Annotated in this window: 22 protein-coding genes; 12 read left to right on the plus strand and 10 right to left on the minus strand. The window is 71.4% G+C overall.

Going from position 1 to position 19,842, the window contains the following annotated elements:
- The first annotated feature begins 31 nt into the window (after window positions 1-31).
- The 4 genes from C2865_RS23990 to C2865_RS24005 all read left to right on the plus strand — a co-directional run bounded on the left by C2865_RS23990 (window position 32) and on the right by C2865_RS24005 (window position 4,351).
- Window positions 32-1,180, plus strand: coding sequence for a DUF3089 domain-containing protein (locus tag C2865_RS23990; RefSeq protein WP_106400817.1), 1,149 nt, complete (start codon window positions 32-34; stop codon window positions 1,178-1,180).
- 147 nt (window positions 1,181-1,327) lie between these two features.
- Window positions 1,328-2,470, plus strand: a complete 1,143-nt coding sequence (locus C2865_RS23995) for a DUF418 domain-containing protein (protein WP_106400818.1) — start codon at window positions 1,328-1,330, stop codon at window positions 2,468-2,470.
- Window positions 2,471-2,483: 13 nt separating this feature from the next.
- Window positions 2,484-3,731 carry a sensor histidine kinase gene (locus C2865_RS24000; RefSeq protein WP_106400819.1) on the plus strand — a complete coding sequence of 416 codons (1,248 nt, stop codon included), beginning with the start codon at window positions 2,484-2,486 and terminating at the stop codon, window positions 3,729-3,731.
- Window positions 3,728-4,351 (plus strand): response regulator, encoded by a 624-nt coding sequence (locus C2865_RS24005; RefSeq protein ID WP_106400820.1) that lies wholly within the window; start codon window positions 3,728-3,730, stop codon window positions 4,349-4,351. The genes C2865_RS24000 and C2865_RS24005 overlap by 4 nt, the downstream gene beginning before the upstream one ends.
- A gap of 41 nt (window positions 4,352-4,392) precedes the next feature.
- Here the strand turns inward: C2865_RS24005 and C2865_RS24010 are convergent, their stop codons facing one another.
- From C2865_RS24010 to C2865_RS24020, 3 genes are all read right to left on the minus strand, one after another.
- Window positions 4,393-5,085, minus strand: coding sequence for a hypothetical protein (locus tag C2865_RS24010; RefSeq protein WP_106401294.1), 693 nt, complete (start codon window positions 5,083-5,085; stop codon window positions 4,393-4,395).
- Between the two features lie 171 nt (window positions 5,086-5,256).
- Window positions 5,257-5,730: an NUDIX hydrolase gene (locus C2865_RS24015; RefSeq protein WP_106400821.1), complete on the minus strand. Its 474-nt coding sequence runs from the start codon at window positions 5,728-5,730 to the stop codon at window positions 5,257-5,259.
- A gap of 75 nt (window positions 5,731-5,805) precedes the next feature.
- Complete coding sequence (locus tag C2865_RS24020) at window positions 5,806-6,375, minus strand: putative immunity protein (protein ID WP_106400822.1); 570 nt, start codon at window positions 6,373-6,375, stop codon at window positions 5,806-5,808.
- Between the two features lie 146 nt (window positions 6,376-6,521).
- On the opposite strand from C2865_RS24020, the gene C2865_RS24025 reads away from it, so the two are divergent.
- Together C2865_RS24025 and C2865_RS24030 are read left to right on the plus strand one after the other, a co-directional pair.
- Window positions 6,522-7,319, plus strand: a complete 798-nt coding sequence (locus C2865_RS24025) for a helix-turn-helix domain-containing protein (protein ID WP_106400823.1) — start codon at window positions 6,522-6,524, stop codon at window positions 7,317-7,319.
- A gap of 11 nt (window positions 7,320-7,330) precedes the next feature.
- Complete coding sequence (locus C2865_RS24030) at window positions 7,331-8,050, plus strand: SDR family oxidoreductase (RefSeq protein ID WP_106400824.1); 720 nt, start codon at window positions 7,331-7,333, stop codon at window positions 8,048-8,050.
- Between the two features lie 108 nt (window positions 8,051-8,158).
- Here the strand turns inward: C2865_RS24030 and C2865_RS24035 are convergent, their stop codons facing one another.
- Window positions 8,159-9,235 carry a flavin-containing monooxygenase gene (locus C2865_RS24035; RefSeq protein WP_106400825.1) on the minus strand — a complete coding sequence of 359 codons (1,077 nt, stop codon included), beginning with the start codon at window positions 9,233-9,235 and terminating at the stop codon, window positions 8,159-8,161.
- Window positions 9,236-9,346: 111 nt separating this feature from the next.
- Here C2865_RS24035 and C2865_RS24040 point away from each other — a divergent pair, with 111 nt between their 5' ends.
- The 3 genes from C2865_RS24040 (at window position 9,347) to C2865_RS24050 (ending at window position 10,551) form a co-directional block, all read left to right on the plus strand.
- A complete protein-coding gene (locus C2865_RS24040; protein ID WP_106400826.1) occupies window positions 9,347-9,712 on the plus strand; it encodes an ArsR/SmtB family transcription factor in 366 nt (121 codons plus the stop codon).
- A gap of 69 nt (window positions 9,713-9,781) precedes the next feature.
- Complete coding sequence (locus C2865_RS24045; protein ID WP_106400827.1) at window positions 9,782-10,129, plus strand: hypothetical protein; 348 nt, start codon at window positions 9,782-9,784, stop codon at window positions 10,127-10,129.
- Window positions 10,126-10,551, plus strand: coding sequence for a MerR family transcriptional regulator (locus C2865_RS24050; RefSeq protein WP_232835789.1), 426 nt, complete (start codon window positions 10,126-10,128; stop codon window positions 10,549-10,551). The genes C2865_RS24045 and C2865_RS24050 overlap by 4 nt, the downstream gene beginning before the upstream one ends.
- A gap of 58 nt (window positions 10,552-10,609) precedes the next feature.
- Here the strand turns inward: C2865_RS24050 and C2865_RS24055 are convergent, their stop codons facing one another.
- On the minus strand, window positions 10,610-12,079 hold the full coding sequence (locus tag C2865_RS24055; protein ID WP_106401296.1) for a SulP family inorganic anion transporter: 1,470 nt from the start codon (window positions 12,077-12,079) through the stop codon (window positions 10,610-10,612).
- Window positions 12,080-12,554: 475 nt separating this feature from the next.
- Here C2865_RS24055 and C2865_RS24060 point away from each other — a divergent pair, with 475 nt between their 5' ends.
- Window positions 12,555-12,953 (plus strand): MerR family transcriptional regulator, encoded by a 399-nt coding sequence (locus C2865_RS24060; RefSeq protein WP_106401297.1) that lies wholly within the window; start codon window positions 12,555-12,557, stop codon window positions 12,951-12,953.
- Between the two features lie 148 nt (window positions 12,954-13,101).
- Here C2865_RS24060 and C2865_RS24065 read toward each other — a convergent pair whose 3' ends face one another.
- The 5 genes from C2865_RS24065 to C2865_RS24085 form a co-directional block, all read right to left on the minus strand.
- Window positions 13,102-13,503 (minus strand): arsenate reductase ArsC, encoded by a 402-nt coding sequence (locus C2865_RS24065; protein ID WP_106400828.1) that lies wholly within the window; start codon window positions 13,501-13,503, stop codon window positions 13,102-13,104.
- A gap of 90 nt (window positions 13,504-13,593) precedes the next feature.
- Window positions 13,594-14,676: an ACR3 family arsenite efflux transporter gene (arsB, locus tag C2865_RS24070; protein ID WP_106400829.1), complete on the minus strand. Its 1,083-nt coding sequence runs from the start codon at window positions 14,674-14,676 to the stop codon at window positions 13,594-13,596.
- A complete protein-coding gene (locus tag C2865_RS24075) occupies window positions 14,676-14,960 on the minus strand; it encodes an ArsR/SmtB family transcription factor (protein WP_198653614.1) in 285 nt (94 codons plus the stop codon). Before C2865_RS24075 ends, arsB begins: the two co-directional genes overlap by 1 nt.
- A gap of 91 nt (window positions 14,961-15,051) precedes the next feature.
- Complete coding sequence (locus C2865_RS24080; RefSeq protein ID WP_232835790.1) at window positions 15,052-16,317, minus strand: ArgE/DapE family deacylase; 1,266 nt, start codon at window positions 16,315-16,317, stop codon at window positions 15,052-15,054.
- Window positions 16,314-17,258: a methionyl-tRNA formyltransferase gene (locus tag C2865_RS24085; RefSeq protein WP_106400831.1), complete on the minus strand. Its 945-nt coding sequence runs from the start codon at window positions 17,256-17,258 to the stop codon at window positions 16,314-16,316. The genes C2865_RS24080 and C2865_RS24085 overlap by 4 nt, the downstream gene beginning before the upstream one ends.
- A 125-nt stretch (window positions 17,259-17,383) precedes the next feature.
- Here C2865_RS24085 and C2865_RS24090 point away from each other — a divergent pair, with 125 nt between their 5' ends.
- Together C2865_RS24090 and C2865_RS24095 are read left to right on the plus strand one after the other, a co-directional pair.
- Window positions 17,384-18,700, plus strand: a complete 1,317-nt coding sequence (locus tag C2865_RS24090; protein ID WP_106400832.1) for a lysine N(6)-hydroxylase/L-ornithine N(5)-oxygenase family protein — start codon at window positions 17,384-17,386, stop codon at window positions 18,698-18,700.
- A gap of 47 nt (window positions 18,701-18,747) precedes the next feature.
- Entirely contained in the window at window positions 18,748-19,833 is a 1,086-nt protein-coding gene (locus C2865_RS24095) for an alpha/beta hydrolase-fold protein (protein WP_106400833.1), read from the plus strand.
- The last annotated feature ends 9 nt before the right edge of the window (window positions 19,834-19,842 follow it).

The raw sequence follows: 19,842 nt of genomic DNA on the forward strand, positions 1-19,842 counted from the left end.
TAATGCGCGGCACATGAGGAGAAAGTCGAAAATGGGACAAGGGATATCGCATCGTGTGCTGGCCGCTCTGGCCGCCGCCGTGCTGGGCGCGGTCCTGCTGACCGCCGGTGGGGCGGCGGCGGACGACGGAGTGCGCTGGTTGTGCCGGCCGGGTCTGGCCGACGACCCCTGCCGGGGCGGGCTCGCCACGACCGATGCCGCGAGCGGCGGCACGGTGGCCGGAGCGCCGGCCGGCGGCAAGAAGATCGACTGCTTCTACGTGTATCCGACGGTCTCCCAGGAGCTCACCCCGAACGCGAGCCTGAAGTCCACCGCGCAGCTCGTCGGGATCGCCCAGCACCAGGCCGCGCGCTTCTCCGACGTCTGCGACGTGTACGCCCCGGTGTACCGGCAGCGCACTCTCACGGCGCTGCTCACCGGAAACCTCTACAGCGACGCCCAGCGTGCCGAATTCGCGCGGATCGCCTACTCCGACGTCCTCCAGGCATGGAAGGCGTACCTGTCCACCTACAACAAGGGCAGGGGAGTCGTCCTCATCGGCCACTCCCAGGGCACGGGCATGCTGCGGCGTCTGGTGCGCGAGGAGATCGACCCAGAGCCGTCGGCGCGCGCCAGGCTCGTCTCGGCGATCCTGCTCGGCGGCAACGTCGTCGTCCGCAAGGGAAGCGACAGGGGCGGCGACTTCCAGAACATCCCGCTGTGCCGCGCCGAAAGCCAGACGGGCTGCGTCCTCGCCTGGGCGGCCTTCGGAAAGACGCCGCCGGACAACGCGCGCTTCGGCAGGGTGCCGGAGTCGGCCACCGACGGCTCGCCCGCCGGGCCCGACTACGAGGCCGCATGCACCAACCCGACGTCCCTGGACACCGGCCGTCCCGGCACCGCGAGCACGATCCTGCGGTCCGAGCCGCTCGTCGGCCTCCTGGGCATCGCCTCGAAGATCACCTATGGGGGCGCGCCGCCCGCGGCCGCCACTCCCTGGCTGATCCCCGCCGACCGCTACACCGTCCAGTGCGTGCACGCCAACGGCGCACACGTCCTCCAGGTCACCCCGCAGGGCGACGCCCGAAAGCTGTACGCCTCCCCCACGCCCGACTGGGGCCTCCACCTTCTGGACGTCAACATCGTCCTGGGCGACCTCATCCGCATCGTGGAAGCCGAAACGGCCGCCTACACCTCCTGATCACCGGCCTCGCCGGCCTCCGCCATCCTCCGAATGGAGGATGGCGGAGGTCGTCCGTCCGCCGACGATCTGCGCACGGTCGCACGATTCGGTGACCAGGGCCCTTCTCGCACACTCGGTGAGAACTCATCGAACCGAGGAGAGAACATGGTTGCCACCCTGGGGTTGCGGCCGGTCGGGGAAGGCGAGCGCCGGCTCGCCCCCGACCTCGCCAGAGGGGTCATGCTGGCGCTGATCGCCGTGGCCAACTCCGCCATCTACCTGTACGACCGCCCGTACGGGATCCGCCAGCACATCGTCGAGCACGAACTGCCGAACCGGGTGTCGGCGGCGCTGAGCATGACGTTCGTGGACGGGCGGGCCTACCCGATGTTCGCCGCGCTGTTCGGCTACGGCATGGTGCAGATCTGGAACCGGCGGCGGGACGACGCCGAGGGGAAGCGGGTCCTGAAGCGCCGGAGCGCGTGGCTGATCCTGTTCGGGGCGGTCCACGCCGTGCTGCTGTTCTCCGGGGACGTGCTCGGGGTCTACGGGCTGCTCGGGCTCGTGATATGCGGGCTGCTCAAGGCGCGCGACCGTACCCTGCTGGTCATCGCCGGAGTCTGGCTCGTCTTCGTCGCCCTGCTGTCCGCCCTGGCCTACAGCACCCCCCAGGCCACGGAGGAACGGACGATCTTCTGGTCGTTCGCCGAGGAGGACCCGCTGAAGGCGATGGCGCTGCGGTCGGTCGAGTGGCTGATGACCCCGGTCGGGATGACGGGCGTGTTCACCGCCGCGCTCGTGGGCGTCTGGGCGGCGCGGCGGGACCTCCTGTCCGCGCCGGACGCGCTGGTGCGGCGGGCCGCGGTGTGGGGGCCGCTCATCGGGGTGCTGGGCGGGCTGCCCCTGGGCCTGGCCGCGGTCGGAACCTTCGACGTGGCCGGATCCGGTGCGGTGATGGCGCTCAACGCCGTCCACGCGGTGTCGGGCATCGCCGCCGGCCTGGGATACGCGGCTTTGATCGCCCTGCTCGCGCAGCGGATCGGGACGCGGCGCGGCCCGCTGGTGACCGCTCTGGCGGCCTGCGGCCAGCGCTCGCTGACGTGTTACCTTCTCCAGTCTGTGGTGTTCGTGGCGCTTCTGCCCCCTTATACGATCGGACTCGGGGGGCGGTTGAGCTCCGTCGCCACGGTCGCGCTGGCCGTCGGCACGTGGGCCGCGACGGTCGTCGCCGCCGAGCTCATGCGCAGGGCCGGGGTGCGCGGACCGGCCGAGACGCTGCTGCGGCGCCTGTCCTACCGGCACGGGTGAGAGCGAGGGCGACGTGCAGGTCAGTGGCTGGGACAGGGCATGGCGCGCGCTGCCGCTGGGCTTTCTCGGAGCGGCGGTCCTGATCGCGCTGGCCGACACGTCGGTGCCGGCGCGGGACCAGGCCGTCATGACCGCGCTGGCCGCCGTCGCGGCGGTGTGGCACTGGTGGATGGTGCTGGCGCACCCCGCCTGGCCGGAGCGCGCGCTGGCGCCGATGGCGGTCTACTACACCGGGCTCGTCCTGCTGGCGGGGGTACTGGCCGCACGCCACCCGGCGTACGGGCTCCTGGCGCTCGCCTGCTTCCCCGCGGCCTTCGCGACGCTTCCCGGCGGCTACTCCTACCTCGGGGTGGCCGCCACGGCGGTCGTCGTCGTGGGCGGCCCGTCCGCCCTGCTGGACGCCGACAGCTCCTGGCCGATCGCGTCGGCGATCACCGGAGCGGTACTGGCGGCGTTCATCGGCTGGAGCATCCGGGCCCTGGAGGCCGAGGTCGAACGCCGGCACGCCGCCAACCGGACGTTGGAGGACACCAACCGGGAACTGGAGAGCGCGAACCTCCGCCTCGCCCAGCTCGGTGAGGAGAACGCCGAACTGCAGGGCAGGCTGCTGGCCGCGGCTCGCGAGACCGGTGTCGCAGGGGAGCGCGGCAGACTGGCGAGGGAGATCCACGACACCGTCGCCCAGGGCCTGGCGGGCATCGTCACCCAGCTCGAGGCCGCCGAGGAGGCCGCGAACGACGCCGAGGCCGTACGGCGCCGCCTGGCCGTCGCGCGGAGCCTGGCCAGGGAGAGCCTGGTCGAGGTCCGCCGCTCCCTGGACGACCTGCGCCCCGGGCCGCTGACGGGGACGCGGCTGCCGGAGGCGCTGTCGGAGCTGGTGTCCGGTTGGAGCGCGACGAACGAGACGCCCGCCACGCTGACCGTCACCGGCACCGCCCGGCTCCTGCACCCCGAGGTCGAGGTCGCGGTGTACCGGGCCGTGCAGGAGGCGCTGGCCAACGTGGCACGGCACGCCGAAGCCGACAAGACAGGCGTCACCCTGTCGTACATGGAGGATGTAGTGGTGGTCGACATTCGAGACGACGGGGTGGGATTCACCCCCTCCGCGCCGGACGGCGCGGGCTTCGGGCTCACCGCCATGCGGCAGCGGGTCGTCAGGCTCGCCGGGAACGTCGAGGTGGAGTCCGCGCCCGGCCAGGGCACCGCGATCAGCGTGACGATCCCGGCGATCCCCGCCGCCGCCGAACGGGAGGAGGGGTGAACGTACGGCTGGTGATCGTGGACGACCACCCCGTCGTGCGCGACGGCCTGCGCGGCATGTTCGTCGAGCAGGCCGACATCGAGGTCGTGGGCGAGGCGGAGGACGGGGAGCGCGGACTCGCCGTGGTCGCGCGGGAGCGCCCCGACGTCGTGCTGACCGACCTGCGCATGCCCGGCCTCGGGGGAGCGGAGTTCATCGCGCTGCTGGCGCGACGGGTGCCGTCGGCCCGCGTGCTGGTCCTGACCACCTACGACGGCGACGACGACGTGCTGCCCGCCCTCACCGCGGGCGCGATCGGCTACCTGCTCAAGGACTCCCCGCGCGAGGAGGTCTTCCGCGCCGTGCGCGCGGCGGCGGTGGGGGAGACGGTGCTGTCCCCGGCCGTGGCCGCCCGAGTCCTCAACCGCGTCCGCACCCCCGCCCCCGCCGAACTGAGCGAACGCGAACGAACCGTCCTCGCCCTGGTCGCACAGGGCTCCACCAACAAGGAGGCGGCCGCGGCCCTGTTCATCAGCGAGACGACAGTGAAAACCCACCTGGCCCACATCTACACGAAACTGGGCGTCTCCGACCGAGCCTCAGCCGTCGCCACCGCCTACAACCGAGGCCTCCTACCCTGACGACGCCGAGCCCGTGGAAAGTCTCCACGGCAGTCCTCCGATCAGATCTCTTCGAGGGCTTCCGCGGAGGTACGAGCGAGCCGAACCATCTGTCGGCCTCGGGGAGTGAAGGCGAAGGTCCGGTCGAAGCGACCGGTTCCGTGGCGGACGGCGAGGAGGACGGGTTCTTCGAAAGCCGGCCAGGGAGTCCCGGTCGCGGGATCGTCCCCGTTCCAGAGATGAAAGGAGATCATCGGGTCCGTGGCGCTCTCGGACAGGTAGCCGAGCGTCTTTCCATAGCGGGGATTACTGCCGCCGAAGAGGATCGACGGCGGCCCGAAGGCCTCGAGAACGTCGGACAACATACGGTCCTGCGCCACCCATCTGCCGATGGCGTCGACCATCGCGGAATGGTCGCCTTCCGACAGCATCCGTTCGGCTCGCAACCACCCCTGATCACGGGCGGATTCCGCGTAGACGGAGGCCATGCCCGAGTCATAGGGGTACTCGTCCGGAACGAGCGAGGCGAACGCCCCGGAGACCCCGGTCGAGGTGAACGCGGTGCGCTTTCGCATCGCTTCAAGCCCGCAGGCCCACGCCTCTTCCCGGCCTTCGACATACGCCAGGTGATCGAACATGATCCGAACAGCCGTCTCGCCCCCGTACATGCCCGGCCTGCGAAGCGTCAGATTGAGCTGTTCGATGAGATGGTCACGGATCTCCAGCGAAGTGCGAAGCGCTCGTTCGTTCGACATGAAGATCAGCCTCGCACAACGAGAATCGTCGACGGATCCAAGGAGACAAAGCGCCACGGGCTGTGATCATGGACGATGCCCGTGGAGGTGCAATGCGGGAGCGCATCGCCTGTTCGTTTCAGGGAGTGGGGGTCGCGCGGCTGTGCCTGGTGGGTGTCGCCGGTCGTTCGGTCATCGGGGTCGTCTTTGCAGGGCGGTGTAGGCGTTGGCGATCGGTCGTTCTGGGACGAGGAGATCTGGTGGCAGGTGTTCGGGGTCGAAGAAGCGGAAGGAGCGGACTTCGCCGGGGTCGGGCCGGAAGACGGCATCGGCGGGCGCGTCGGCCAGGAAGGCGGCCGTGACGTTGAAGACCTCGTCGCCGTTGGGATAGCGGTAGTAGCACTCGGGGCCGGAGAACACGCCCAAGAGGGAGAGGCCGGCTATCTCGATGCCGAGCTCTTCGCGGACTTCGCGGCGGGCGGCGTCCTCGAAGGATTCTCCCGGTTCCATGAACCCTCCGGGCAGGCCCCACCCGCCGGTGTCGGCCCGCTCGATCAGCAGGAGCCGGCCGGACTCGTCCACGAGCACGACGGAGCTGCCGGGGAGGATCAGCGGGCGCGTCCCGACCAGTGCTCGCAGTTCGGTGATGTAGTCGGAAGCGCTCATCCACACCCCACTCGTCCGCGTGTCCGGCCAGCGTATCCGTGGGTCACGAAGTCAGAGCGGTTTGTTCGCCGCTGCTCATGGTCGGTGGGATTCGGCCGTCGAGGATCGCCGGAGGGAGGCGTCCAGTTGGCGGAGTAGTTCTCCGACTCGGCCGCCGCCGTTGGGGGCGGTCGGGTAGCGCCTTAGGACGTCTACTACGACGGGAGGGGCGAGGGCTTGGGAGCGGGTGATGTGGGTGGCTCCGATGGCGGGGTCGTCTCCGGCGCAGAGTTCGAGTGCGCGTGCGGTGTGGGCGGCGGCTCCGAGGATGTGTTTGACCTGGGTGGCTTTTGCCAGGGGGTGGAGGAACGCGGCGCTGGCCGCGCCGACGGCTGCGCGTGCGGCGTCGCTCGCGGCGGTTTGTCCCGCCTCGTGGGCCTCCTGGGCCGCGCGCCATGCCGCCCACGCGTTGTCGCGTAGTGCCTTGGTCCGCTTGGCTCCGTCCGCGAACGCCTGCGCGGCTTCGATCGCGGCTCGGGGGCGCTGGTCGTCAGGGCGTTCTTGTTCGAAGACCGCCAGTGCGGGTCGTGCGCACGCCACCGCGTAGCTCGCGACCTCGCGGAGTTCGGACAGGCTGAGTTCGATCGTCGTGGAGTCATCCGCCATGGCGGCGTCCTTCGGCACGGGTGACCATGTCTTCAACGGTATCGTTGAACCTTCGGTTGAGGCCTTCTCCCGGTATGCGTGTGATCATGGGGTGAAACCTTCAAACGACCTTCTCCGCAGCCCGATGTCTGGGCGATGATGGCGGGGTGTGGCAGCTTCATTCGTTCACGGACGCCGGGGCGGCGGGGTGCGAAGCGGTCGTCCGGCTGCCGGGGGCGTGGTTGCGGCCCTACGTGGTCGGGTATTCGGGATACCGGTCTTCGAGCGGTGCCCGTGATGCGCGGCGCCGGGTGCTGGCGCTGAACGTGACGACCCTGATCGTGGAGTTCGACGGCGGGGGCTACGTCACGGGGGCGCGGGGTGGTCCGTTCGTCCGGGACGGTGCCGGATGGCTGCACGGGATGACGATCGGCCTGACGCCGGTCGGCGTGTGCGCGCTGCTGGGGATGCCGATGCGCGAACTGGTCGGGGAGATCGTGCCGCTGGACGCCGTGTTCGGCCGGCGGTCGGCTTTCCTGGGGGAGCGGCTGGGCGGCGCGCGGACCTGGGATGAGCGGTTCGCCCTGCTGGACGAGCAGTTGACGCAATGGCTGGAGCCGCCGTCCGGGAGCGGCGGGCGTACCGTCCGGGCCTGGTGGCGGCTGCAGGAGACGGCGGGGCGGATCAGGGTCGCAACGCTGGCCGACGAGCTGGGAGTGGGGCGGCGGACCCTGGAGGTCGGCTTCCGACGGGAGATCGGGCTGCCGCCGAAGCAGGTGGCGCGGATCGCCCGGTTCCAGCGGGCCGTCCGGGCGCTGGCGGTGCCGTCGGCCGGACTGGGGACGGCGGTGGAATGCGGGTACGCCGACCAGCCGCACCTCACCCGCGAGGTGCGGGCACTCAGCGGGATCACGCCGGGTGAGCTGTTCGCATTCGTTCAAGACAGGGGCCGTCCGGCTGGCTAACGTCCGGCGGTATGGCACTCACTGGGAAAACGGCGTTGGTGACCGGGGGCTCGCGGGGCATCGGGCGGGCCATCGTACGGCGGCTGGCCGCGGACGGGGCGCGGGTCGTCTTCGGATACCGGCAGGACCGCGCCGCGGCCGAGGCGCTGACGCGGGAACTGGACGGTGTCGTGGCCGTGCAGGCGGACCTGGCCGATCCGGGAAGCGTGGACGCGCTCTTCGCGCCGGTCGGCGACGGGCTCGACATCCTGGTCAACAACGCGGCGGTCAATCCGCCCTGCCCGATCAGCGAGCTCACGGCCGCGGACTTCGACCGGGTGATGGCGGTGAACGCCAGGTTCCCGCTGCTGGCGATGCAACGGGCGGCGACTCTGCTGCGCGACGGCGGGCGCATCATCAACATCTCGACGCTCAACACCGCGATGCCTGCGCCCGGAATCGCCCTCTACGCGGCGAGCAAGGCGGCGCTCGAGCAGTTCACCGCAGTGGCCTCCCGCGAGTTCGGCGGCCGGGGCATCACGGTGAACACGGTCTCGCCGGGAGCGACGGACACCGATCTGCTGCGCGCCACCAACCCACCGGAGGTTCTGGAGCAGACCACATCGTTCACGGCCCTGGGACGGATCGGCGAGCCCGCGGACATCGCGGCGGTCGTGGCCTTCCTGGCCGGGCCGGACGCCGGTTGGATCACCGGTCAGAATCTGCGCGCGACCGGAGGCCTCCTCATCTGACGAAGCCCGCCCCGGACGGTCGAACGGCAGGTCGGCCACGGGCACGCCCGAACACCGGCTCACCAGGTTCACGGACGTCGCCTCGGGAACTCACCGCCGGGCCCGGGTTCACCGGCGAGTTCGCGTGCGGGCCCGGTGTTCGAGCAACCGTCCCAGGACGTGGCGGGCGTCGGGGCCGACGCCGCGCAGCGTCGCCGAGGCGAAGGAGCGCTGCCATTCCAGCCCGACGAACCCCAGCCCGGGGCAGGCGGACGAGACGCCGCCGCGATGCAGCGGCCGCCCGTCGTCGTCCAGCGCCCCGGTGCCGGACAGGTAGTCCACGCCGGGACGGTATCCGGTGGCCAGGAGTACCGTGTCGATGCGCTCGCGTGTCCCATCGCTCCAGAACACCTGGTCGCCGTCCAGGCGGGTGAACATCGGGCGGCGGTCGGGACGGCCCGCCGCGATGGCCTGGCGGTAGGTGCCGGTGTCGAAGACGGGGGTGCCCTTGCCGCCGGTCAGCAGCGGGCGGGCCCAGCCGGCGCCGTCCAGTCCGCTCCAGGCGAGCCACCGGTGCACGTCGTGCCCCAGCAGCCGCTGCGGCATGAACCGCAGCGGATGCCGGGTGGCCAGGGTGACGTGCGCGTGCTCGGCGAGTTCGATGGCGATCTGGACGGCGGAGTTGCCCCCGCCGACCACCACGACGCGCTGACCGGCCGACGGCTCGGGCCGCCGGTAGTCCGAGGAGTGCAGGACGGTGCCGGTGAACGACTCGATCCCCGGCAGTTCGGGCAGGTGCGGGCGGCTGAAAGCCCCTGTCGCGGCGATCACCATCGGCGCGGTGAGGCTCTCGGCTCCGTCGGCGGCGACCTCGAACGTGTCCGAGCCGTTCGAGGCCACCTTCGAGACGCGGTGGCCGGTGCGGATGTCGGCGCCCAGCCGTGCGGCGTAGTCGCCCAGGTAGGCCACCACCTCGTCGCGGGCGGGGTAGTGGCCGGGGTCCGCGGGGAACGGCAGGCCGGGCAGGGCGCTGCGGCGGGCGGGGGAGAACAGGGTGAGGCTGTCGTAGTAGCGCGGCCATGATCCTGCAGCCTGCTGCGAGGCCTCCAGCACGACGGCGGAGAGCCCTGCGTCGCGGGCGGCGTGCGCGGTGGCCAGCCCGGCCTGACCAGCGCCGATGATGATCAGATCGAAGTGCCGGGTCATCTTCCGTGCTCCTGCAGGTGAGTTCGCTGTGGCATGTAAAACGTATCTTCATTTCGTAATATGTCAATATGATGATGTGGAGCTTAGGCTGCCGTCCCAGGAGGTGTTCTCATGACTGAGGCGTTCCCCGGCCCATCGGGTGCGGAGGCGACCGCGCCGGGCTGCGGCGCGGCGGGGGACTGCGGCGCGGTACCCGAGCTGTCGGAGGCCACGCACGATTTCCTCAAGGCGCTGGCCAGTCCGACCCGGCAGCAGATCATGCTGCTGTTCGCCCACGGCGCCGAACTGTCGGTGAACGAGATCGCCGAGCGCGCCGGGATCGGCCAGTCCACCGCCTCCCAGCAGCTGGCCCTGCTGCGTCGCGGCGGTATCGTCGCCTCCCGCCGCGACGGCAAGGCCGTGCTGTACCGCGGTGACAAGGAGCGCGCCGCCCGAGCCCTGGCCGACCTGCAGGACTACCTGAAGTTCTGCTGCTGAGCACCTGCGCCCGTCGTCTCGGACGGCGGAGTTGCATCCGGTACCGGGGTACAGGCCTACCGTCGGAACATGACCGAACGAGAGATCACGGTGAATCCCGCCTGGGTGCCCTCGGCCTGCACCCTGCCCGACGCGGAGCGGCCGCTGCGGGTCGCGGAGTTCGACGGGTTCTTCGCCCAGGCCGTGCGCACCCTCGACCGTCCGCTCCCCACACGGCTGCGGCTCGGCCTGGACGCCGGTCCGGCCATCGCCGTCCGGGCCGCCGAGCTGGCGGCCCGTGAGAGCGGCTGCTGCTCGTTCTTCGCCTTCGCTCTCACCATCACCGGTGAAGGCACGACGCTGGAGGTGGAGGTCCCCGAAGGGCGGGCCGCCGTCCTGGACGCGCTGCACACCGCCGCGCAGGGCAGGATCCGGTGAACGGCCGGTACGAGGGACTGCGCTCCGGCCAGGTCGCCGAGGCGGCCGGAGTGAACCCCCAGACCCTGCGTTACTACGAACGTCGCGGGCTGCTGGCCGAACCGCGGCGCACCCTGGGCGGGCACCGCCTGTACCCGGCCGAAGCGGTCACCGTCCTGCGGGTGATCAAGACCGCCCAGCGGCTCGGGTTCACCCTGGAAGAGGTCGCCGACCTGCTGGAGACCTCCCGCCACCGGCACGGACGGCATGACGCCGGCCTGCAGGAACGGGCACGGGCGAAACTGCTTGAGGTGGAGCGGCGCATCGCCGACCTGCAGACCGTCCGCACCACACTCCAGGAGGCCCTCGACGCGGGCTGCGACGACCTGGTCTCCTGCGCGGAGCAGTCGTGCTGCCCGTTGCCGTTCTCCGACACGCGATAGCCCTCCGACAGGCGCGTGCCGAGCGTCCGCAGGCCTCGCCGTGGGACGGAGCCGGTGGTCAGTGGCCGCCGGACAGCTCGCCGCTGAGGGTTCCATGCATCTTGGCGCTGGGCGGGTTGAGGCCGACGATCTCGACGGTCTTGCCGCGCTGGGCGTACTTGGTCTCGACGGCGTCCAGGGCGGCGACGGTGGAGGCGTCCCAGATGTGGGCGTCGGTCAGGTCGATCGTGACGTGGTCGGGGTCGCCCGCGTAGTCGAACCGGTGGACGAGGTCGTTGCTGGAGGCGAAGAACAGCTCGCCGGTGACGGCGTAGACCACGCGCCCGCCGTCGGGGTCGGTCACGGAGGTGACGTCGACCAGGTGCGCGACGCGCCGGGCGAAGACGACCATGGCGGTCAGGGAGCCGACCACCACCCCGATCGCCAGGTTGTGGGTGGCGACCACGACGGCGACGGTGACGACCATGACGGTCAGCTCACCGGCGGGCATGCGCCGCAACGTCCTGGGGGCGATGGAGTGCCAGTCGAAGGTCGCGAGCGACACGAACACCATCACCGCCACCAGCGCGGCCATCGGGATGTCGGAGACGATCGGGCCGAAGGCGATGCACAGCACCATCAGGAACGCCCCGGCCAGGAAGGTGGAGAGGCGGGTGCGCGCTCCGTTCCTCACGTTGATCATCGTCTGGCCGATCATGGCGCAGCCGCCCATGCCGCCGAAGAACCCGGTGACGATGTTGGCGATGCCCTGGCCGATGGACTCGCGGGTCTTGTTCGAGCGGGTGTCGGTGAGGTCGTCGACGAGCTTGGCGGTCATCAGCGACTCCATCAGCCCCACCAGCGCCAGGGCGAGCGCGTAGGGGGCGATGGTCTGCAGGGTCTCGAGGGTGAACGGCACGTCCGGCAGGCCCGGGACGGGCAGGGTGGAGGGCAGGTCGCCCCGGTCGCCGACGGTCGGCACCGCGATCCCCGCCCCGACCGTCAGGGCGGTCAGCGCGATGATCGACACCAGGGGGGCGGGCACGGCCGTGGTCAGGCGCGGCAGCAGCAGGATGAGCGCCAGGCCGCCGAGCATCAGCGGGTAGACCGCCCACGGCACGTCCCGCAGCTCGGGCAGCTGCGCCAGGAAGATCAGGATGGCGAGGGCGTTGACGAACCCGACCATCACGCTGCGCGGCACGAACCTCATCAGCCGCGCCACCCCGAGCGCGCCCAGCACGATCTGGAACACCCCGCCCAGGATCACGGCGGCGATCAGGTGGCCGAGTCCGTGCTCGTTGTTGAGGGGGGCGATGACCAGCGCGACCGCGCCGGTCGCGGCCGAGATCATCGCGGGGCGGCCGCCGACGACCGCGATGGTGACGGCCATGGTGAACGAGGCGAACAGCCCGATCGAGGGGTCGACGCCGGCGATGATGGAGAACGAGATCGCCTCCGGGATCAGCGCGAGCGCGACGACCAGCCCGGACAGCACCTCGGTGCGCAGCACCTTCGGCGAGATCCAGGCCGGACGGGACGGGCGTGGCAGTGACGCGGACGACGTCGGCACAGACGGATACCTCACGGTGAGGCGCGACCCACGGCAGAACCGGACGAGGCCGCGCGACGAGAAGGCGCGGCCCCGGGACGGGCGTCCGCGCAGGGCCCTCACGGCGGACGGACGCCGGGGCGAGAGCCGGGCACGCGGACCGCGCTTCCCGTCACAGGCGGGTAAGGCGGGGTCCGCGGACGGGTCCATCACGGCGGAATCGACGCGGACGGCGGCAACGGCATGCGCACGGCGTCGTTCTCCTCGCGTGGATGCGGGTGGAAGCGCGGCTTCCCGGTCTGAAGGATCCTCCGGCACGGACGGAGCCGGGGGGCGGGACGGATCGGTAGATCGCTTACCGACCCGGGCAACTCTACCCTCACGTTAGAGTAGAGATGACGGGGAAGGGGTGTGGCGGCGCTCACCTCGCGCAACGAGGACGGACGACACGGACGGGACGGCCGCGGTGGACAGGATGCAGATCGGTGAGGTCGCCGAGACGACCGGCCTGTCGCTGCGGACCATCCGCCACTACGACGAGGCCGGCCTGGTCGCCCCCTCCGGCCGCTCGCCCGGCGGCTTCCGCCTCTACACCCGCGCCGACGTCGACCGGCTCCTGCTGATCCGCCGGATGAAGCCCCTGGGCTTCACCCTGGAGCAGATGCGCGACCTCCTGGACGTCGCCGACCGGCTGGAGACCCCGGGCCTGCCCGAGGCCGAGCGCCGAGCCCTCACCGGGCGGCTGGACGCCTACGCCACCGCCGCCGACGAGCGCATCACGGCCCTGCGCACCCAGCTGGCCCACGCCGAGGACTTCGCCGCCACCCTGCGCGACCGGCTCGCGCCCCGCGTCGTGCCGCCCCCACGGTCCTGAATCCGCATCCTCGACCCGGACTCCCCGGACGGCCGGACGCGGGACGTACCGGTGTTCTCGCGCAGGAGCGGCGACGCACGACGAGCGGCCTCATGGCCTGAACGAGGACCATTCCAGCCGAAAGGGCACGTCGGGATCTTCCGGCCGATCAGACGCCGAGTTCGGCGATGAGGCCCTGGACACGGGTCTTGATCTCGTCCCGGATGGGGCGGACGGCCTCGACGCCCCGACCGGCGGGGTCGGGCAGGGTCCAGTCGAGGTAGCGCTTGCCGGGGAAGACGGGGCAGACGTCGCCGCAGCCCATGGTGATGCACACGTCGGAGGCCTCGACGGCGTCGGGGGTGAGGATCTTGGGCTGCTGGTCGGTGATGTCGATGCCGACCTCGGCCATGGCCTCCACCACCGCCGGGTTGACGGAGTCGGCGGGGGCGGACCCTGCGGAGCGGACTTCGACCTTGTCTCCGGCCAGGTGGGAGAGGAATCCTGCGGCCATCTGGGAGCGTCCGGCGTTGTGGACGCAGACGAACAGGACGCTGGGCTTGTCGGACATGGAAGGCTCCTTCAGTTCTGCCGGAGGCCCGGCGTCGTCTCGGTCGGTTCGTTGAGCAGTTCGCGGACGCGCCCGTCGATGCGGCGCACCCTACTTGTCCACGGAGAACTTGCGGCGCCAGGCCAGGGAGACGTACACGAGGGCGACCAGGACGGGGACTTCGATGAGGGGGCCGACGACGCCTGCGAGGGCCTGGCCGGAGGTGACGCCGAAGGTGGCGACGGCGACGGCGATGGCGAGTTCGAAGTTGTTGCCCGCCGCGGTGAACGCCAGGGTCGCGGTGCGGTCGTAGGGCAGGCCGATGGCCTTGCCGAGGGCGAAGGTGCCGAACCACATGAGGGCGAAGTAGACGAGCAGGGGCAGGGCGATGCGCACGACGTCCAGCGGCTGGGAGGTGATGGTCTCGCCTTGGAGGGCGAAGAGGATCACGATGGTGAACAGCAGCCCGTACAGCGCCCAGGGTCCGATCTTGGGCAGGAAGGCGTTCTCGTAGCGTTCGCGTCCGAGCTTCTTCTCGCCCAGGCGGCGGGTGAGGAATCCGGCGACGAGCGGCACGCCGAGGAAGACCACGACGTTGAGGGCGATCTCCCACATGGAGATGTCGAGGTTCTCGCCTTCGCCCAGGCCCAGCCAGCCGGGGAGCAGGTCGAGGTAGAACCAGCCGAGCAGCCCGAAGGCCAGTACCTGGAAGACGGAGTTGAGCGCGACCAGGACGGCGGCGGCTTCGCGGTCTCCGCAGGCGAGGTCGTTCCAGATGATGACCATCGCGATGCAGCGGGCGAGGCCGACGATGATCAGACCGGTGCGGTATTCGGGCAGGTCGGGCAGGAACAGCCAGGCGAGGGCGAACATCACCGCCGGGCCGATGATCCAGTTGATCACCAGGGAGGAGGCCATGAGGCGGCGGTCGCCGGTGACGGCGTCGAGCTTGTCGTAGCGGACCTTGGCCAGCACCGGGTACATCATGATCAGCAGGCCGAGCGCGATGGGCAGGGAGATCCCACCGAGCTCGACCGCGGTCAGCACATCGTCGAGGCCGGGTACGAGTCGTCCAAGGCCGAGGCCGGCGGCCATGGCGAGGAGGATCCACACCGCCAGGAACCGGTCGAGCGTGGAGAGCTTGGCGACGACGGAATTCTGCCCGCCGGGAGCGGGAGCGTCTATGGAGGTCATCAGCAGGCCCTCTTGCGTCCGGTCTCGGCTGTGGCGCGAGCGGTCTCGGCGAGGTCGCCCAGCGCTCCGGCGAGCTGGGAGATGACCTCCGGCCGCAGCCGGTAGTAGGTGTACCGCCCGCACGGCTCGGTCTCCACCACCCCGGCCTCGCGCAGGACGCGCAGGTGGTTGGACAGGTTCGTCTGCCGCGCCCCGGTCTCGTCGACCAGGTGCGTGGTGCACAACGTCTCGCGCGCCAGCAGGCTGATGATCTGCAACCGCAGCGGGTCGGCCAGCACCCGCATGAGATCATTATGAACTGATGTCAGCATGCGGTGATGTTATCAGGGCCTGCTGATGTGTAGCTGTTCGGCGGCCTGGCGGGCGCTGCCGCGGTCAGGCGCAGTGGGTCAGGGCGAGGGTGGTGAGGGTCTGGGCGGCGGTCACCACTTCGGCGAGGGGGACGAACTCGTCGGGGCCGTGTGCGCGTTCGATGTCGCCGGGGCCGTACTGGACGGTGGGGATGCCGCCCAGGCCGGTCAGCAGGCGCAGGTCGCTGCCGAACGGGGCGCCCCAGCGGGCGGGGGTGCGGCCGGTGACCGCGGCGTGCGCGCGGGTGAGGCGGTGCAGCAGGCCGGCGTCGCGGGACGGCAGGCGGCCGGCGGCGTACTGGCCGCCCCACCACTGCACCCGGACGGGGTGGGCGGACAGCCAGGGGTCCGCGGCGCACGCGGCGGCGACGGACTCCTCCAGGGCGCGGCGGGCCCGCGCGGGGTCCTCGTCCAGGGCGACGCCGATCCTGCCTTCGGCGACCAGTTCCCCGGGCACGGAGGAGGACCAGTCCCCGCTGCGCACCATGCCCACTTCGATGGCGTAGGGCAGGGGCCAGCGGCGCATCAGCGGATCGACGTCGGTGTTGCGGCGGGCTTCCAGGGAGCGCAGGGCGGAGAAGACCGGCCAGAACTTCTCCACCGCGCTCACCCCGGTCTCACGGCGCGCGGCGTGGGCGGCGCGGCCGGTGACGTGCAGCCGGAAGGTGAGCGCTCCGGCGTTGGCGGGAACGACGTCCAGGCCGGTCGGCTCGGCGACGACGCACGCGTCGGCGCGCCAGCCGCGTTCCAGCAGCCCGTAGGTGCCCACGCCCCCGTCCTCCTCGCCGACCACGCAGGCCAGCAGGACGTCTCCGCGCAGGTTCGCCTCGCGCAGCGCGCGCAACGCGAACAGCTGGGCGACCAGGCCGCCCTTCATGTCGCAGGCGCCGCGGCCGTACAGGCGCCCGTCGCGGACCCGGGCGCTGAAGGGCGGGTCGCTCCAGGCCCCCGGGTCGCCGGGCGGCACGACGTCCACGTGCCCGTTGAACATCAGGGAGCGGCCGCCGCCGGTGCCGGGCAGCCGGGCGACCAGGCCCCACGCCCGCTCCCGGGGCGCCTCCATGCCCGGGAAGCCCGGGGAGGCGCGCAGCAGGTCCAGGTCGAGGGGCCAGCGGTCGACCTCCAGTCCCTGCCCGCGCAGCCAGCCGGCCAGGTGCTCCTGGACGGCGTGCTCGCCGGGGGAGCCCCCCACGCTGGGGATGCGCACGAGTTCGGCGAGCAGGCCGGTCATGGCGTCGGCCTGCCCGGCGAGCGCCGCGGCCGGGGCGGGCAGGGCGGAGGGGCGGCTCACGGGTGGCGTGACAGGTAGCCGCCCATCGTCTTGAACACCTCGCCGGCCGGGAGGTCGGTGCCGTCCTCGGTGCGGACCCGCTCGATGACCAGGCCGTGGCTGCGGCCGCGGCGGGCCTCGGCGCCGGCGACGATGACGATGCCGTCGCCCTCGCGGATGAAGACGCGGCCGGGGGTGCCGCCGTAGATCCCCTGGGAGACCGAGGCCTTCAGGACGCGGACGCGCTCGCCCTTGTAGTAGGTGAAGGCGTTGGGGTACGGGTCGGACTGGGCGCGCACCAGCCGTTCGATCTCCTCGGCGGTCCAGGTCCAGTCGATGTTGCCGTCCTCGACCGAGCGCTTGTGGAAGAAGCTGGCCTTGGAGCGGTCCTGGGGCGTCCACTCGGTGCGGCCGGAGGCGATGAGCTCCAGGGCCTCGGTGACGATGGGGGCGATGAGGTCGACGGTGCGGTGGAAGAGGTCGGTGGCGGTGTCGTGCGGGCCGACCGGGACGGCGCGCTGCACCACGATGTCGCCGGCGTCGAGTTCGGCGTCCATCATGTGGGCGGTGACGCCGACCTCCTTCTCGCCGTTGATGAGCGCCCAGATGAGCGGGGAGAAGCCGGCGTAGGACGGCAGCAGCGAGTCGTGCACGTTGAGGATGCCGTGCCGGGGGAGGGTGAGGAACTGGGGCGGGATCCAGGTGCGCCAGTTGTTGGCGACGATGAGATCGGGTTCGGCCTCCTTGAGGGCCAGGAGGAGGTCGTCGTCGGGGCGGTCGCGCAGCAGGACCGGGACGCCGTGGTCCCGGGCCAGTTCGGCCACCGAGTCGCTCCAGATCTTCTCGTAGGCGTGCTCGCTCTGGGGGTGGGTGACCGCAAGGACGACGTCGTGTCCTGAATCCAGTAGGGCCTGGAGGGTGCGGTGTCCCCAGGTCTGGTAGCCGAACATCACGACCCGCATCGAAGCTCTCCTTGTGGGGGGACGGCATGGAGGTTAGGCTCACCTAATTAGGCGAGCCTAACCTAAGACCAGCTCCGGTTCCACCCCCGGACCCCGTCCCGGACCGTTCTCTCGAAAGGCTTTCCATGCGCACTGCCGAGCAGCACGTCCACGACCTCGTCGGCATCGGTTTCGGACCCTCCAACCTCGCTCTGGCCATCGCGCTGCGCGAGCGCCGGGCGCGCACGGGCGAGCGGATCGACGCGGTGTTCCTGGAAAGGCAGCCCTCTTTCGGATGGCATCGCGGCATGCTCCTGGAGGGCACCACGATGCAGGTCTCCTTTCTCAAGGACCTGGTCACCATGCGAAATCCCGCCAGCGAGTTCAGTTTCCTGTGCTACCTGAAAGAGCGCGGCCGGATGGTCGATTTCATCAACCACAAGACGATGTTCCCCTCCCGCATGGAATTCCACGACTACCTGGAATGGGCGGCGGCCCCCTTCGCCGACCAGGTCGAATACGGCTCGGAGGTCGTCGCGGTCACCCCCGTCACCGTCGACGGCGCGGTGGAGTACCTCGACGTGGTGGCCCGCGGGAGCGGGGGCGGGCTGAGCACCCGCCGCGCCCGCAATTTGGTCGTCGCCGTCGGCCTGGACCCGGTGCTGCCCGACGGGGTGGCCTGCGACGAACGCGTCTGGCACAGCGAGGAGCTGCTGGACCGGCTCCCCTCGGTGACGGACCCCCGCCGGTTCGTGGTGATCGGCGCGGGCCAGAGCGCCGCCGAGGTGACCGACCACCTGCACGGCCGCTTCCCCGACGCCGAGGTGTGCGCGGTGTTCGCCAAGTACGGCTACACCCCGGCCGACGACAGCTCCTTCGCCAACCGCATCTTCGACCCCTCCGCGGTCGACCAGTACTTCGACGCGCCCGAGGCGGTCAAGGAGAGCCTGCGCTCCTACCACGCCTCCACCAACTACTCCGTGGTCGACCTCGACCTCATCGACGAGCTGTACCGCAGGCACTACCAGGAGAAGGTGCAGGGCAGGCAGAGGCTGCGCATCCTCAACGCCTCCAGGGTCGTCGAAGTCGCCCGGGGCCCCGGGAACGTGCGCGCCACCGTCCAGTTCCTGCCCACCGGGGAACGGGCCGTCCTGGAGGCCGACGTGCTCGTCTACGCCACCGGTTACCGGCCCGGCGACCCGCTGTCCCTGCTGGGCGCCGCGGGCGAGTACTGCAAGCGGCTGCCCACGGGCGCCCTGCGCATCGAGCGCGACTACCGGATCGCCACCTCGGCGTCCCTGCGCTGCGGCATCTACGTGCAGGGGGCCACCGAGCACACCCACGGCCTGACCTCGACGCTGCTGTCCAACACCGCGGTGCGGGCCGGGGAGATCGCCGAGTCGGTGGCCGGGCGGCTGGCCGGCGGCGGCCGGGAACCCGACCCGATCGACGGCCTCGTCTGAGACGGCCTCAGCCGCCGGCCGATGGAGAAGAACGGAGTGGTACGTCAATGAAGAACACCTTCGCCGAGTTCGGGCTGCCCGGTGAACCCGGTACCGACGGGTTCTGGGCGGCGGCGGGGGCACCCGCGTCGGTGCCCGCAGGCGACGGCGGCTGGACGGCCCTGTTCCTGTGGCGCGGGTCCCCGGCGAGCATCGACTTCGAGAGCTGGTCGGAGCCGGTGCCGCTGAGCCGGTGGGGCGACACGGACTGCTGGTACGCCGAGGTGGCCATGCCCGCGCGGCTGAGGGTGACCTACTGGTTCCGCACGGACGACGGGTCGGCGTACGCCGACCCGTTCAACCCGGTCGGCGCGGGCGGCGACCGGTCCATCGCCGCGACCCCGGACGCCCCCGCCCAGCCGCACTGGCCCGCCGTCGGCGCCGCCGACGTCCTGCCCCTCCCGCGCACCCGCCTGCGCTGGACCAGCGAACGGCTCGGCGGACGGCGCACCGTGCGCGTCCACCCGGTGGGCGGCGGGGGGCCGGTGGTCCTGCTGCTCGACGGGGACGACTGGCTGTACCTGCACCCGGCCATGGCCGCGTTCGACTCGGCCGCCGCCCAGGGCGAGATGCCCGCGGCCACGCTCGTCTTCCTGCCCGCCCGGGACAGGGAGGCCGAGTTCGGGTGCAGGCCCGAGCTGTGGGAGGCGGTCCGGGACGAGCTGCTGCCGCTGGTGGCCGGCAGCGGCGTCCCCGCCGACCCGGACCGGCTGGTGGTCGCCGGGCAGAGCCTCGGCGGGCTGAGCGCGATGTACGCGGCACTGGAGTTCCCGGACCTGGTGTCCGGCATCGCCTGCCAGTCGGCTTCGTTCTGGTGGGAGCCCGGCGCCGCGGACCTGCCGGACCCCCTGGGCGGCACGGTCGGCGGCGCCGTCGCCGCGCGCCTGCGCGAGGAGCGCCGCGACCTGTCCGGCCTGCGGGCCGCGTTCGACGTGGGGGAGCACGAGACGCGCATGCTGCCGCACTGCGAGCTGGTCGAGACCCTGGCCGAACGGGCGGGCGCGGCCGTTCGGGTCTCCCGTTCGGCCGCGCACCACGACCGGGCGGGCTGGCGGCACGCCCTGCTCAGGGACGTGGCCTGGCTGCTGTCCTGAGGCCGCCGG

Source organism: Actinocorallia populi (genome assembly GCF_002995495.1).
Taxonomy (GTDB): domain Bacteria; phylum Actinomycetota; class Actinomycetes; order Streptosporangiales; family Streptosporangiaceae; genus Actinocorallia; species Actinocorallia populi.

Coding starts and splice junctions, on each gene's coding strand:
- C2865_RS24085 (WP_106400831.1), bottom strand. CDS start 17,258: ATGCGGGTCGTGATGTTCGGCTACCAGACCTGGGGACACCGCACCCTC.
- C2865_RS24075 (WP_198653614.1), bottom strand. CDS start 14,960: ATGCGGGTGCTGGCCGACCCGCTGCGGTTGCAGATCATCAGCCTGCTG.
- C2865_RS24010 (WP_106401294.1), bottom strand. CDS start 5,085: ATGTCGAACGAACGAGCGCTTCGCACTTCGCTGGAGATCCGTGACCAT.
- C2865_RS23990 (WP_106400817.1), top strand. CDS start 32: ATGGGACAAGGGATATCGCATCGTGTGCTGGCCGCTCTGGCCGCCGCC.
- C2865_RS24090 (WP_106400832.1), top strand. CDS start 17,384: ATGCGCACTGCCGAGCAGCACGTCCACGACCTCGTCGGCATCGGTTTC.
- C2865_RS24035 (WP_106400825.1), bottom strand. CDS start 9,235: ATGACCCGGCACTTCGATCTGATCATCATCGGCGCTGGTCAGGCCGGG.
- C2865_RS24040 (WP_106400826.1), top strand. CDS start 9,347: ATGACTGAGGCGTTCCCCGGCCCATCGGGTGCGGAGGCGACCGCGCCG.
- C2865_RS24060 (WP_106401297.1), top strand. CDS start 12,555: ATGCAGATCGGTGAGGTCGCCGAGACGACCGGCCTGTCGCTGCGGACC.
- C2865_RS24015 (WP_106400821.1), bottom strand. CDS start 5,730: ATGAGCGCTTCCGACTACATCACCGAACTGCGAGCACTGGTCGGGACG.
- C2865_RS23995 (WP_106400818.1), top strand. CDS start 1,328: ATGGTTGCCACCCTGGGGTTGCGGCCGGTCGGGGAAGGCGAGCGCCGG.
- arsB (WP_106400829.1), bottom strand. CDS start 14,676: ATGACCTCCATAGACGCTCCCGCTCCCGGCGGGCAGAATTCCGTCGTC.
- C2865_RS24095 (WP_106400833.1), top strand. CDS start 18,748: ATGAAGAACACCTTCGCCGAGTTCGGGCTGCCCGGTGAACCCGGTACC.
- C2865_RS24030 (WP_106400824.1), top strand. CDS start 7,331: ATGGCACTCACTGGGAAAACGGCGTTGGTGACCGGGGGCTCGCGGGGC.
- C2865_RS24020 (WP_106400822.1), bottom strand. CDS start 6,375: ATGGCGGATGACTCCACGACGATCGAACTCAGCCTGTCCGAACTCCGC.
- C2865_RS24045 (WP_106400827.1), top strand. CDS start 9,782: ATGACCGAACGAGAGATCACGGTGAATCCCGCCTGGGTGCCCTCGGCC.
- C2865_RS24065 (WP_106400828.1), bottom strand. CDS start 13,503: ATGTCCGACAAGCCCAGCGTCCTGTTCGTCTGCGTCCACAACGCCGGA.